Raw genomic sequence first — 13,644 nt, forward strand, 5'->3', positions numbered from 1 at the left:
CGTCCAGCTATCAGACCCTGGCGCCAGTAAATCGGCTTTCGCGCCATCCGCGGTTGTTGATCATGGGGTTGTCGCGCACCTTCTGATCGTGACGTACGCGAAAACCCCATGGTCAACAACACTCTTCCCCTCGGCGACCCCGAGACGAACCCTAGATCCGCTCGCTGAGGTGGACGGTGATCGGGTCGCCTGGCCGCTTGCCGATGAGCTTGAGCAGGTCGGCCTTCACCGGCAGCTTGTGCCGGCCGTCGCCGAGTGCCATGAACGAGCTGGCGAACGGATGGCCGTCCATCGTGCCGCGCACCTTCACCAGGCCGCGGGTGCCGAAGAAGTCGGCCGAACCGGGCATGATCAGATACGTCCAGCCGCCTTTGGCGTCGCTTTTGAGCAGCGGCGCGGTGAATGTCTTGTCCAGTTTCGTGGTCATGATGCCTCCGTCTCGGTTGCCTTCACCGGAGACGTAGAAGCCGACTCGCGGTTCTCGACATCATCCCCGAGCGCGGGCGAGGCTGGGGATCACGTGGTCGACGAAGCCGTAGTCACGGGCCTCCTCGGCGGTGAACCAGCGGTCGCGGTCGGCGTCCTGTTCGATCCGCTCGTACGTCTGGCCGGTGTGGAAGGCGATCCGCTCGAACATCACCCGCTTGGTGTAGACCAGCTGCTCGGCCTGGATCGCGATGTCGCTGGCGGTGCCACCCATGCCACCGAGCGGCTGGTGCATGACGATCCGCGCGTGCGGCAGCGCGAACCGCTTGCCGGGCGCGCCGGCGCAGAGCAGGAACTGTCCCATCGACGCGGCGAAGCCGAGCGCGTAGGTGGCCACGTCCGGCTGGATGAACTGCATCGTGTCGTAGATCGCCATCCCGGCCGACACCGAGCCGCCCGGCGAGTTGATGTAGAAGCTGATCTCGCGGTCGGGATCTTCGGCCGCCAGCAACAACAACTGCGCGCTGATCGCGTTGGCGTTCTCGTCCTTCACCTCACCGGTGAGGAAAATGATCCGCTCGCGCAGCAGCCGGTCGTAGACCGCGGTGTCGAAGCCTGGCCCGCTCTCACCTGACATGAAATGCCTCCGGATCTCGTCGATATGCCGCGACGATAATCCGGAGACCACGGTTTTCGTTGCCACGGAAGCGCAATTATGCTCTGAGCGGTTCCGCTGACAGCTTACGAGGCGAAAAGCTCCACCAGCTCGTGACCGAGCACGGTCCGCTGCACCAGGACCGTGCGGCCGCGGCGCGTACGCTCGATCAGCCCGGCGTCGGCCAGCCAGTCGCAGTGGCGGCTGACCGAGCTCATGGCCCAGTCGCCGACCTGCGCCAGGTCGCCGATGGTGATCGGTTCACCGCAGGCCCGCAGGAGCGACGAGCGTACGGCTCCGATCAGCGCCGGCAGCCGGTCGCGCGGGCTCGCGTCGACCTGTCGCTCGACCGAGTCGACGGTGGCGCCGGTGTAGAGGTGGTGCAGACCGGGCAGCGGATAGCCGATCCAGGCGGTGTCCTCGTCCTCCAGGTCGTGCGCGATCGACTGCGCACCGGAGACCATCGGCACGAGCACCAGCCGGCGCGCGCGCACCTCGTAGCGGTTGCCTTCGATCGCCGGCAGCCACAGCGCGCCGTCGGCATAGCGTGCGCGCGGATGCAGGCTGGCCAGCAGCAGCTCGGCCTTGTTGCGTACGACCGCGTGACCGACCCGGTCGACCTCGCGGTCCAGCAGCCGGCTGGCCGACTTCCAGGTGTGCGCGACGACCGTGCCCGCGACACCGGCGGCGCCGGCGAAGTAACGCAGCCAGCGGCGCGGCTCGCGCTCCACCGCCTGCCACTCCTCCGGCAGGCTGCTGCCGTAGATGCCGTCCAGGTCGGACAGCAGCGTGTCCGGCGAGGTCGTACGCAGCTGCTCGAGCGCGTCGGCCAGCGGTGCTTCCTGGCTGGTGGGGACCGGCACGATCATGCAGTCGGGCTGGCGCGCGCGGCCCTGCTGGGTCATGGTCTGGATGGCCGAGCGCTGCTCGGCGGTCGCCGTCCGGCCGATCCGCTGCCGCCAGCCCTCCGGCACGCCGCGGTCATAGCCGCCGAGCGCGTCGAAAAGCAGCGTCGGAACGCTCGCGTAGGGGTTGAGGGAAAGCTCGATCCGGAGCTCGTTCACCGGCCGGGTGAACCGGATCTCCTCCCACTGCGGCTGCTCCCACATCGCGGTCCTCCTGGAAACTGAGACTGCCTCCTCACCCCCGGACGCACCCAACCCGGTCCGATCGGCCCCAAAAGGCATCATGGCACAGGCATTCCAACGTGGAACATCAATCGCGGCGTTCGCAACCAGTTCGACACAAAGAAATGCTCCTGACCAAACAGTCAGGAGCATTTCTGCGATCAGCCGCTCACGCAGTGCGAATTTCCGGCTCCACGGCCAGTTCCAGCGCCTCCTTCTCCACCGCCGCGTTGACCTCCTCCGACGTCATCGCCACGCTTACTCCCCAGTAGAAAATCACCAGGCTGAACGCTGCGACGACCAGCAGGTCGATCCAGTCCGGCAGCAGTTTCAGGCCCCCGCCATAGCGGCCGAGCCAACCGATCAGCACGGTCACCAGCAGCCACGGCGGCACCCACATCGCCGACCGCCAGTGCTGCACGACCCGCTGGACCGGGCTGGTGAAGACCTGGGTGATCTCGAAGATCACCACGCCGACGACCATCGCGGCGATGATTTTCCAGGTGGTGTCGAAACCACCCCAGTAGATGACCAGGTTGGCGAATATGAACGCGACCGGCGCCAGGAACTTCATCGCCGGCAACCGATACGGCCGAGCCCTGCCGGCGTCGCGTTTACGCAGCGCGTAAAGCGAAATCGGCGCGTACGCGTACATGATGAAGGTCGCGCCGGTGACCACGCCGACCAGCGACTGCCAGCTGGGGAAGGGCAGGAACATGATCTCGCCGACCACGAAGGCCAGGATGATCGACCACAGCGGAATGCCGCGCAGGCTCACCTTGCCGAGCCGTTTGGGCAGCTGGCCGTCCCGGCCGAGCGCGTACGACAGCCGCGCCGAGGTGCCGAGGTAGAGCAGGCCGGTGCCGGCCGGTGAGATGAAGGCGTCCACGTACAGGATGAACGCCAGCCAACCGGCGCCGGCGCCGACGGCCAGCGCCGCGTACGGCGCGGTGGCGCCCTGGCCGGAGATCGGGTTGTTCCAGTTGTGCAGGATGTCGGCCGGGTTGAGCGAGCCGATGAAGGCGACCTCCAGCGCGATGTAGATGACCGTACCGATGGCCACCGCGGTGATGATCGCGCGGGACAGGTCTTTCTGCGGGTTGCGCGCCTCACCGCCGAGCTGGATGCACTGCTCGAATCCCTGCAGGGCGAACGCCACTCCGAGCGGCAGCGCGGCGAAGATGCCGTCGACGCCGTTGGGCAGGAAGCCGCCGCCGGCGGTGAAGTTGCCGGGGTGGAAGGACACCGTCACCAGGACGATCACCGCCAGCAGCGGCACCAGCGTCTTCCAGATCACCGTCACGGTGTTGCTCTCGGACAGGAACTTCACCCCGACGATGTTGATCACCAGGAAGATCACCATCAGCACGCTTCCCCAGAAGATGCCGCTGACGGTCAGGGTCTGGTCCGGATGCAGCAGGTCGAGGTGCTGCTTGATCCACGGCACGCCGTCCAGATAGCCGATGCTCGCCTCGACCTCGATCGGCGCCAGCGTGACCGCCTGCAGCCAGGCGGCCCAGCCGGCGGTGAAGCCGGCGACCGAGCCGAAGGCGAACAGTGGGAACCGCGCCGTACCACCGGCGACCGGATAGGCCGCACCGAGCTCGGCGTGTACGAGCGCGAGCACCGACATGATGATCGCGGCCAGGATCCAGGACAGCAACGAGGCCGGTCCGGCCGCACTGGCCGCGTGCAGTGCGCCCAACAGCCAGCCGGAGCCGATGATCGACCCGAGCGAGACGAACATCAGGCCCCAGAAGCCCACGTCTCTTCGCAGTTTTCCTTCGCCGGCGTGTGTGTTGGACACTCCTGCGGGCGCTGCCATGCCGCGGTCACCTCACTCTTTGGTGGCGGGTCCCCCGGCCGGCAATGCTCGCAGAAAATCCGGCAACAAGGCAGTGAACCGAAAGAACGGCGCAGTTAATCCTTTATTTCCACCAAACGGACCAAGTTCTCAGGTGCCTCTCTTTGGTGGTTATTTACCGTACGGAAGGACGCAACGGTCTAACGCTTGCCGAGGGTGGAGTTGCCACCGCCGTCGACCAGGCCGGCGCGGCGCAGCGCGTCGGCGAGTGCCCCACCTCCGGAGCTGCCGCCGGCCTGCGTACGACCGCCGCGCTGCTGACCACCACGCTGCTGGCCGCGCTGGCCGCCGGCCGGACGACCACCCTGCCGGCCGCCGCCCTGGCCGCGGCGCTCACCGTCGGCCGGCTCCGGCGACGCCTCGTCGTCCAGCCGCAGCGTCAGCGAGATCCGCTTGCGCGGGATGTCGACGTCCATGACCTTCACCTTCACGATGTCGCCGGACTTGACGACCTCGCGCGGGTCCTTGACGAAGTTCTTCGACATCGCCGAGACGTGCACCAGACCGTCCTGGTGTACGCCGATGTCAACGAAGGCACCGAAAGCGGCGACGTTGGTGACCGTGCCCTCCAGCACCATGCCGGCCTTGAGGTCGGCTAGCGTCTCAACTCCCTCGGCGAAGCTGGCGGTCTGGAACGCCGGCCGCGGGTCGCGACCGGGCTTCTCCAGCTCGGACAGGATGTCGGTGACGGTCGGCAGGCCGAAGGTGTCGTCGACGAAGTCGGCCGGTTTGGCCTTGCGCAGGGCCGGAGTGTTGCCGATCAGGCCGGCGATGTCGCCGCCGTTGACCGCGTCGGCGATCCGGCGTACGACCGGATAGGCCTCCGGATGCACGCTGGAGAAGTCGAGCGGGTCGTCGCCGCCGCGGATCTTCAGGAAGCCGGCGCACTGCTCGAAGGCCTTCGGACCCAGCCGCGGCACCTCTTTCAACGCCGTACGCGAACGGAACGGACCGTTGGCGTCGCGGTGCGCCACGATGCTCGCGGCGAGGCCGCTGGTGACGCCGGATACGCGGGTCAGCAGTGGCACGGAGGCGGTGTTGACATCGACGCCGACCGCGTTCACGCAGTCCTCGACGACCGCGTCCAGCGACCGCGACAGCTTCGACTCGGAGATGTCGTGCTGATACTGACCGACGCCGATCGACTTCGGGTCGATCTTGACCAGCTCGGCCAGCGGGTCCTGCAGCCGGCGGCCGATCGAGGCGGCGCCGCGCAGGGACACGTCCAGGTCAGGCAGCTCCTTGGAGGCGTACTCGGACGCGGAGTAGACCGACGCGCCGGCCTCCGACACGACCACCTTGGTGAGCTTGAGCTCCGGATACTTCTTGATCAGCTCGATCGCCAGCCGGTCGGTCTCACGCGAGGCCGTACCGTTGCCGATCGCGATCAGCTCGCTGCCGAAACGCTTGGCCAGCGCGGCGACCTTGGCGATCGACTCGTCCCAGCGCCGGTGCGGCACGTGCGGATAGATCGTGTCGGTGGCGACCACCTTGCCGGTGCCGTCCATCACCGCGACCTTCACGCCGGTACGGAAACCGGGGTCGAGGCCGATGGTCGGCCGCGTGCCGGCCGGCGCGGCCAGCAGCAGGTCGCGCAGGTTGTCGGCGAAGACGCGTACGGCCTCGTCCTCGGCCACCTGGCGCAGCCGCAGCCGCAGGTCGATGCCGAGGTGCACCAGGATGCGCGTACGCCAGGCCCACCGTACGGTGTCGGCCAGCCAGCGGTCCGCCGGCCGGCCGCGGTCGGCGATGCCGAACCGCCGCGCGATCCGCGCCTCGTACTCCGACGGCGTGCCGGGCTCAACGTCCTCGGCGTCCGGCGAGAGCACCAGCTCGAGGATCTCCTCCTTCTCGCCGCGGAAGAGCGCGAGGATGCGGTGCGACGGCAGCTTCTCGTACGGCTCGTCGAACTCGAAGTAGTCGGAGAACTTGGCGCCGTCGGCTTCCTTGCCTTCCCGCACCTTCGACACCATCCGGCCCACCGACCACATGCGTTCGCGCAGGTCACCGAGCAGGTCGGCGTCCTCGGCGAAGCGCTCAACCAGGATCGCGCGGGCGCCTTCCAGCGCGGCGCCAGCGTCGGCGACCCCCTTCTCGGCGTCGACGAACTCGGTCGCCTTGGTGTGCGGGTCGGTGGTCGGGTCGGTGAGCAGCGTGTCTGCTAGCGGCTCCAGGCCGGCCTCGCGGGCGATCTGTGCCTTGGTGCGCCGCTTGGGCTTGTACGGCAGGTAGATGTCCTCCAGCCGCGCCTTGGTCTCGGCCCGCATGATCTGCGCGGTCAGCTCGTCGGTGAGCTTTCCCTGCGAGCGGATCTCGTCCAGGATCGCCACCCGCCGCTCGTCCAGCTCGCGCAGATAGCGCAACCGCTCCTCCAACGTACGCAGCTGCGCGTCGTCCAGAGCGCCGGTGACTTCCTTCCGGTAGCGGGCGATGAACGGCACCGTGGCGCCCTCGTCCAGCAGCTGGACCGCGGCGCTCACCTGCCCCTCGCGTACGCCCAGCTCCTCGGCGATCTTCTGGTCGATGCTCGTCGTCACAGTCCCCATCCGCTCCTAGCCGGCTGACAGGTCCTCCATTCTGCCGGCTGGGTCGAGGTGGACTTCGTCGCCTACCCGGATGACACCTTCGCGCGTCGGCGCGCCGTACACGCCGAGGTAGTTGTCGCGCTCCTTGGCGACCGCCTTGAGCACCGCTGGGTTGCGCTCGGCGGTGTGCGGGTCGTAGTTGATGAGGACACACCGGCTGTCGCGCTGGTCGACGTGCATCTCGATGCCGCCGATGCGTACGGTGTGGCCGACCCAGCCGTCCTCCTGGAACGGCTCGTCGCCGGTCGCCTCGATCACCACGTTTGGCCGGAAACGCTCCGGCCGCAGCCGCGCGCCGGCGAGTTTTCCGATGTTTTCCACGGATTGCGTGGTCATCAGCGACAGCGGCGCGGTGTCGAAGATGCCGCGGTTCTGCTTCATCACGCGTACGCCGTCGCCGAGTTCCTTGCACAGAGCCGGATCCGTCACGTCCAGCTCGCGGCCCGCCGGCGTACGCACCACTGTCGCCGACGCCTCCGGCCGCTGCGGATCGACGAGTTTTGGCTGATAGCGGGTCATGTCCGGCAGTTGGCGGATGGTCAGCCACGGGAAGTTGCTGGCCACCTGGCCGTCCCTGACGAAGGCCCAGCGGCGGTCGCCGGCCAGGCCGTGCCAGCTCACCTCGGCCGCCTCCAGCGGCTCGCCGGCCATGGATTTCACCGGATAGCGCCACATGCCGACCACGCGTCCCACGATCACCAGGTCACCCTACGTCGCACCGAAGGTGACCTGGTGGCTGGCGGCCGGGTCGGTGAAGCGAAGCAACGCCAGCGCCTCCGGCTCGATGTCGTCACGCTCGGCCGTCGACAGCTTGCGCAGTGGTTCGATGGTGACCGTCGCGGTCGCTTTCTTCCTTTGCATGCGCCAAAGTGCCGCCACGAAGCCGTCGACCAGGACCGTGCCGCGGACGATGCCGTTGACGGTGATGTAGGCCCTGCGGTGCTCGTCGGCGATGATCCGCGACCGGTCGGCGTGACCGAGCACCACGTTGTCGTACTCGGCCACCAGCCGCACCGGCGCCGGCACCTCCGGTGACGGGATCTTCCCTTTCGGTGTGTCGAAAAGCTCGGCGCCGTCCTCGGCGCGCAGCCGGCGCAACGGCATCGCACGTGCGACCTCGCCGAGCCGGGTCAACCCCGACCAGTTCTGCATGTCGGCGACCGTCGCCGGACCGAATGCCGCCAGGTAACGGAAAACCAGCGACTCGACATCGGCTTTGTCCGGCACGGAGCCGCCGAGCCACGACTCGACCGAGGTGTAGACGCGCGGACCGCTGCGGTCCCAGGTGCCACACGGCGGCACCTGGATGAGCGGCACGCGCGTACGCACCACGTTGGTCACCATCGACGGATGCCGGCCCGGCCACTGTGCCAGCATGCCGTCGCGGATTTCGCCGAATGTGAGCGGTTTTTCCTCCAACAGCGCGCGACCGACGGTCGCGTACGTGTCGAGGTCGACGCCGTCCATCACCTTGCCGAAGGTCGCGATCAGAGATTTTTCCATGGTGGCCTGCATGACGGCGCGTACGGCCAGGAAATCCGCGGCGGTGTGCAGATGGAGTGTCGATCGCAGTGTCGCGCCACGTACGACCTGGCGCCGCTCGATGAGCTTTGTCAGGTCGTCGCGGCGAAAGCCGGCGATCCGCGACCAGAGGCCGTGATAGGGCGGATTGGTGGCCTGCGCCTGCATCCCGACCAGCCGGTCGATCACCTTCTTGGCGGTGCTTTTCGTGCGCTTCAGCAGCAATTGCCGCTCCAGCAACGCACGATTGAGCTCACGCCGGCTGACGACCCGTACACGCATGGCCCCCATGCTTGCATCCAACGCAAGCATGGGGGCCATGCGACCTACCGTACGGACGCCAGCTCTTTCTCCGGCTCCGCGGCGGCGCGGCGTTTGCGGACGTAACGGACCACCTCGACGACCGCGGTGATGCCGAAAGCGATGCCAAATCCGAGCAGCAGGCCGGCGAGCGGATTGTGCTCGAAGGCGGCGCCACCGAGATAACCGATCAGTCCGCCGTAGACGCCCCACGACACCGCGGCGAGCGCGTCGAAGGCGGAGAACCGGCGCAACGGATAACGCCCGGCGCCGGTGGTGAGCGTGGCTGCCGTACGACCACCGGGGATGTAGCGCGCCACCACCAACACCAGACCGCCGCGCTCGGCGATCGCGTTGGTGGCCCAGTCGTACGCCTTCCGGCGCTTCGTACCGGGCTTCATCCGGTTGAGCAGACGGTCGCCGAACAACCGGCCGATCAGGTAGGAGACGTGGTCGCCGACGAAGGCACCGACCGCCGCCACCGCGATGACCAGCAACAGGTTGGGGTTGCTGGTCGACGCGGCGAAGACGCCTGCCGTGATGACCACGGTTTCGCTCGGCACGGCCGGGAAGAACGCGTCGACCGCGGCGAGCGTGAAAATCACCAGATAAATCCACGGCGACGCCATCACGCCGTCGACGAACTGCAAAATCGTATCTGTCACAGCAGAGCCTTTCCGAGATAACGTCTCGGAGGAAAACGTTAGGAAAATCCGGCCGCGCGCACATGACTCGAAAGTCGCTCGCCGGGTCTGACTTTCGCCAGGGGGAGACCCCTAGGGGCAGACACTTTGGTATGACGGCGCCGTACTCGTGAGAGTTACCGCACGGACCGCTCCACCGGGTGACGCTCGCGGCGCCGCCGCGGCCGTAGCTTCGACGGCCATGAAGACATCGACGCGAGCCGCGATCGCCGCCACGATCGCCGCCAGCCTGCTTTTCACCGCTCCCGGCGTGGCTTTCGCCGCGTCCACCCCGCCGCCCGCGGTCGCCAGCCAACACGTACGCGGCCAGCTGCTCGACGTGACCTACCTGGCCACCTACACCGATCCGGCGTCGGTCCTGAAAAACGCCGGTTTCCAGGATCCTGGCACGCTCAGGCACGGTGTCGTCACCTACCGGATCGTCTACCGTACCGTCGATCCCTCCGGCCGGCCGACGACCGCGAGTGGACTTGTGGCTCTGCCGCTCGGAAAACGCGGTGACCTGAAGGTCGTGTCGTACACGCACGGCACCGAGCTCTACTGGCAGAACGCACCGTCCGCGTACCTGGAGTCCGGCGACCTGTGGAGCGCGGCGCCGGCGATCACGTACGCCGGCACCGGTTTCGCCGCGGTCGCGCCGGACTATCTCGGCCTCGGATACGGCCAGCCGATGACGCAGGCCTACCTGCACATTCCGTCCGAGGTCACGACGTCGGTCGACATGCTCCGGGCGGCGCGTACGTTCGCGCAGCGGCGTGGGATCGAGCTGCGGCGCCACGTGCTGGTCACCGGCTTCTCGCAGGGCGGGATGGCCGCCGTCGGCCTGGCCCGCGGCCTGCAGGACGGCGCGGACGGCTGGTTCCGGCTCGGCGCGCTGTCCGCGGTCAGCGGCGCGTACGACACCACCACCGAGCTGCCGGCATTTCTCGACGGCACCGTCAACGAACGGCTCGCCGTCGTCTACACGGCTGTTCTTTTGGTGACCTGGAACAAACTCCACCACCTCTACGACTCACCGTACGAGGTGTTCCAGCCGAAATACGCCGGCCAGATGGACCGGCTGTTCAACTCGCGTACGCCGGTGGACGAGATCCTGCGAACGCTGCCGACCACACTCGGTGAGCTTTACACCGAGGCCGGCCTGGCGATGCTGCGACACCCGACCGGCCGGTTCGCCGCCGCACTCGCCGAGGCCGACTCGATCTGCCGCGACTGGACACCGCGCGTGCCGGTGCGGCTGCTCTATTCGACGCTCGACCGCGAGGCCGTGCCGGCGAATACGATGTCCTGCGCGGCATCCTTCGCCGCTCGCGGTTTCCGCGCGCCGGTGACCGATCTGCCGCCGCTGGCGTACAACGAGTCGTACCACCTCGGCACCAACGTCACTGGCCTCGCGGAGACGGCCCGCTGGTTCAACCAGCTCCGCTGAGATGCCCGCATGACCGGCGTTCAGCCGATCATCACCACCTCGGAGCCAGTTTCCTCGGACCTGATGCTGCGCGACGCCGAACGGGAATACCGCAAGTCCGTCGCGCGGGTGTTGGATATCGTCAAGGCGATTGAGCACAAAAGGCGTACGAGCAGTTGCAGACCAAAACTATGCAGCAGCTGTTGGAAGACCAGTTGCTGCTCTCCCAGGCCGAGGCCCGTCGCCGGGCGCAGCGCGCACGCGCATTCTGTCCGGGCATGGCGATGACGGGTGAGATGTTGGCGGCGAAGCTGGACATCGCCGCGAGGCCATGCGCCGTGGTGATCTGGCTGATTCGCAGTTGGATGCGATCCGTGCAGTGATCACCAGGCTGCCGGCACATGTGGATTTCCAGCAGCGGGGAAGTTGCCGATCCAGGGTGCGCAGCGGCCGCATCATCCCGGTCATCCTCAACTCCGAAGGCGTACCGCTGGATGCTGGGCGTAAGGAGCGGCTGGCCGGCCCAGAGTTGCGGAAAGCGTTGATCGCACGGGACAAAGGCTGCATTCGGCCGGGATGCACCCGGCCAGTCCGGCACACGCGATCGCACCACATTGGTGTCGTGGGTGGACGGTGGCACCACCTGCCTGGAAAAACATCCCGAATTCATCCCGCCAGTTGACGTGGATGTCGAGCAATTGCCGCTGCGAAATACCTACCACCTGTACGGCTGAACCGCACAGGTGAACACAAACGCTCGTTTCCTCGCCTCAGCCACCAGAAAGCTGAGACGAGGAACGAGCGCGTTCCATGCCTTTCAGCCTGGTGTGGCAGGGGTGAAGCTCGGTCCGCCGTCGCGCTTGCGCCTCATCCACAATCGCTACGGCTGTCATAGTGTGTCGCGTTCAGATTCTGCGGGTCGCGGGAGGGGAAGAGTACGGTCCATCGCGCGCATCGGGGCCGTGCCCTCACAGTCCTGCCGGCCAGGTGGGTGAGGTGGGGCGCCCGGCGGTGTCCGGCGTGTCGACCAGGTCACCGAGCTGCGTGACCCCGAAAAACCACTCGGCGTCGGCCGGCCGCAGGCTGATCCCACCGGCGGACACGTCGCGGTGGCCGATGTCCGGCACGGCCCAGCGCGCGGCGAACGCGCCGTCCCAGTCGTTCATGCTGACGACCCACTGCACGTTCACGCGGTAGAAGTCGGCTTTGCCCGGCGTGCCGCCGGTCAGCACCTTCGTACGGTGTTTCCCGGTGACGACCGAGCTGCCGCGCGGCGTCGGCGCGCTCGGCTTGCCGAGCGAGACCGGCAGCACCCGCGCCACCCGGCCATCCGACCGGACCGTCAGCTGATGCTTCGCGGCATCGACCGTCGTCACCTGACGCGCCCCGATCGACATGGAAAACGACAGGTCCGCGGCGAAGGTACGCCCGTCACCCGTCGGTTTTCCGCGTACGGCCGCCACCACCTCGACCTTCGAGTGCGGCCGCCAGTCGGCCCGCGGCAGGAACAGCAGTTGCCGGTTTCCCGGCTGCCATCGCCACCGGCCCGGCACGTCGGCGCCGCCAACGCGAACGGCGATCGCGTTGACGATCGGGGCGCTGACCGGCTCGGTGAAACGCAGCACGACCGGCATCTGAACGCCGTACGAGTCGGCGGCCGGCGGCAGGACTCGCACCTGGTCACCGGCGGCCGGAGTCGCTGTCGGCCGGGGCACGACCGTGACCGCGGCGACAACGACCACCAACGCGGCCGCGGCGGCCACGAACAACGGCGCGATCCACGAGGCGCGGCGGCCGGCGACCGGCGCGGGCTTCGGCGGCTGCCGGCGCTCGTCCACGGCGGTCGTCGCGGCCGCGTGGAAGGCGTCACCGAGCAGCTTCTCGACGTCGTTCATGCCAGCCCTCCCAGCGTACGTTTGACCGCCGCCAGTCCGCGGCTCGCGGTGGACTTCACTGCCCCGGGCGAAATTCCCAGTGTCTGGGCGATTTCCTTCTCTGACGGCCCCGACCAGTAGCGCAGGATCAACACCTCCCGTTGCCGCCTCGGCAGCTGCCGTACTGCCCCGAGCGCCTGCCGGTGTTCTCCGGACAGCAGTGCGTGATAGTCGGCGCCCTCGGCCCGCTCCGGCTCGGCGGCTCGCAGGTGCCGACGCGCCACCACACGCCGCCGCAACACCGACCTGGACAGGTTGAGCACGGACATGCGCAGATAGCCCACCGCCGCGTCCGGATCCCGCAACCGATGCTGGTGACGATGCAACGCGACGAAAGCGTCCCGCACGACGTCCTCCGCGGTCGCCACGTCATCCACCAGCAGCACGGCGAGCCGCACCATCGCCCGCCAGCTCTGCGCATATATGGCGGGTACGTCGACAGGCACCCGCCCCGTCCCTTCCAATGCGATCGTCACCTCACCCGGTCGCGCAACCGGCCAGTCAGGTTGTCATCCGGCGGAAAGTACGCTCCAGCAGAGCGGCGACGTGATCCTGGAAGCGCTCCAGCGGCCAGCCATGCTCGACGATCAGCAGCTCGGGCAGGTCCGGCGAGCTGAGCGCCTGCAGCATCTCGGCGGCCGAGTCGACGGTCCACGGCTCGGCCAGCAGGCCGGCGTGATCGAGCCAGGCCATCAACATCTGGCACGACAGCAGCTGGTTGGCGTGCACTTTGGCGCGGTGCCGCGCGGCGTCCGGGTCGACCTGGTGGACCCGGTCGGCGGCGCGCATGACCGGCGCGATCCGCAGCACGTACGTGCCGAGGTGGCCGGCCCAGGCGCGCAGCGCGCTGACCGGATCGGCGGCCTGGAACACCGGATCCAGCGACGGCGCGAGGCCGGCCTCGTCGGCGATCTGGCCGGCCAGCTCGTCGATGAGCTCGGACCGGGACGGAAAGTGCAGGTAGACACCGCGACGTGAGACGCCGGCGCGGTCGGCCACCGCGGCCATCGTGACCGCCTCGAAGCCGCCGTCGGTCAGCAGCTCGCGGGTCGCCGCGAGCAGCGCCTCTCTCGTACGCCGGCTCCGTGCGTTCATCGGACTCCTTGTCGCAACTTCACAT

Annotated in this window: 13 protein-coding genes; 2 read left to right on the forward strand and 11 right to left on the reverse strand. The window is 68.0% G+C overall.

Features of this window, described 5'->3' with window-relative positions:
- Positions 1–151: 151 nt before the first annotated feature.
- The 8 genes from GNX95_RS33655 to GNX95_RS33690 form a co-directional block, all read right to left on the reverse strand.
- The gene (locus GNX95_RS33655; protein WP_163511678.1) at positions 152–427 is read right to left on the reverse strand and encodes a DUF1905 domain-containing protein; all 276 of its coding nucleotides are present in this window, start codon (positions 425–427) and stop codon (positions 152–154) included.
- A gap of 60 nt (positions 428–487) precedes the next feature.
- Positions 488–1,063, reverse strand: a complete 576-nt coding sequence (locus GNX95_RS33660; RefSeq protein WP_163511679.1) for an ATP-dependent Clp protease proteolytic subunit — start codon at positions 1,061–1,063, stop codon at positions 488–490.
- Between the two features lie 104 nt (positions 1,064–1,167).
- Positions 1,168–2,190, reverse strand: a complete 1,023-nt coding sequence (locus GNX95_RS33665; protein WP_163511680.1) for a winged helix-turn-helix domain-containing protein — start codon at positions 2,188–2,190, stop codon at positions 1,168–1,170.
- 187 nt (positions 2,191–2,377) lie between these two features.
- Positions 2,378–4,033, reverse strand: a complete 1,656-nt coding sequence (locus GNX95_RS33670; protein ID WP_222854110.1) for an APC family permease — start codon at positions 4,031–4,033, stop codon at positions 2,378–2,380.
- Between the two features lie 179 nt (positions 4,034–4,212).
- Positions 4,213–6,618 carry a Tex family protein gene (locus GNX95_RS33675; RefSeq protein ID WP_163511681.1) on the reverse strand — a complete coding sequence of 802 codons (2,406 nt, stop codon included), beginning with the start codon at positions 6,616–6,618 and terminating at the stop codon, positions 4,213–4,215.
- A 6-nt stretch (positions 6,619–6,624) separates the two neighbouring features.
- On the reverse strand, positions 6,625–7,356 hold the full coding sequence (locus GNX95_RS33680; RefSeq protein WP_163511682.1) for an MOSC domain-containing protein: 732 nt from the start codon (positions 7,354–7,356) through the stop codon (positions 6,625–6,627).
- A gap of 9 nt (positions 7,357–7,365) precedes the next feature.
- Positions 7,366–8,460, reverse strand: a complete 1,095-nt coding sequence (locus GNX95_RS33685) for a winged helix DNA-binding domain-containing protein (protein ID WP_163511683.1) — start codon at positions 8,458–8,460, stop codon at positions 7,366–7,368.
- Positions 8,461–8,504: 44 nt separating this feature from the next.
- Positions 8,505–9,143, reverse strand: a complete 639-nt coding sequence (locus GNX95_RS33690) for a DedA family protein (protein WP_222854111.1) — start codon at positions 9,141–9,143, stop codon at positions 8,505–8,507.
- A gap of 220 nt (positions 9,144–9,363) precedes the next feature.
- Here GNX95_RS33690 and GNX95_RS33695 point away from each other — a divergent pair, with 220 nt between their 5' ends.
- Together GNX95_RS33695 and GNX95_RS33700 are read left to right on the forward strand one after the other, a co-directional pair.
- A complete protein-coding gene (locus GNX95_RS33695) occupies positions 9,364–10,611 on the forward strand; it encodes a lipase family protein (RefSeq protein WP_222854112.1) in 1,248 nt (415 codons plus the stop codon).
- Between the two features lie 170 nt (positions 10,612–10,781).
- The gene (locus GNX95_RS33700) at positions 10,782–10,973 is read left to right on the forward strand and encodes a hypothetical protein (protein ID WP_163511684.1); all 192 of its coding nucleotides are present in this window, start codon (positions 10,782–10,784) and stop codon (positions 10,971–10,973) included.
- A gap of 585 nt (positions 10,974–11,558) precedes the next feature.
- Here GNX95_RS33700 and GNX95_RS33705 read toward each other — a convergent pair.
- From GNX95_RS33705 to GNX95_RS33715, 3 genes are read right to left on the reverse strand one after another with little or no spacing between them, the layout of a single operon-like run.
- Complete coding sequence (locus GNX95_RS33705; protein WP_163511685.1) at positions 11,559–12,485, reverse strand: L,D-transpeptidase; 927 nt, start codon at positions 12,483–12,485, stop codon at positions 11,559–11,561.
- Positions 12,482–12,970: a sigma-70 family RNA polymerase sigma factor gene (locus tag GNX95_RS33710; protein WP_222854113.1), complete on the reverse strand. Its 489-nt coding sequence runs from the start codon at positions 12,968–12,970 to the stop codon at positions 12,482–12,484. The genes GNX95_RS33705 and GNX95_RS33710 overlap by 4 nt, the downstream gene beginning before the upstream one ends.
- A 55-nt stretch (positions 12,971–13,025) precedes the next feature.
- Positions 13,026–13,619 (reverse strand): TetR/AcrR family transcriptional regulator, encoded by a 594-nt coding sequence (locus GNX95_RS33715; RefSeq protein WP_163511686.1) that lies wholly within the window; start codon positions 13,617–13,619, stop codon positions 13,026–13,028.
- Between the last annotated feature and the right edge of the window lie 25 nt (positions 13,620–13,644).

The organism is Fodinicola acaciae (assembly GCF_010993745.1).
GTDB classification, from domain to species: Bacteria; Actinomycetota; Actinomycetes; order Mycobacteriales; family HKI-0501; genus Fodinicola; species Fodinicola acaciae.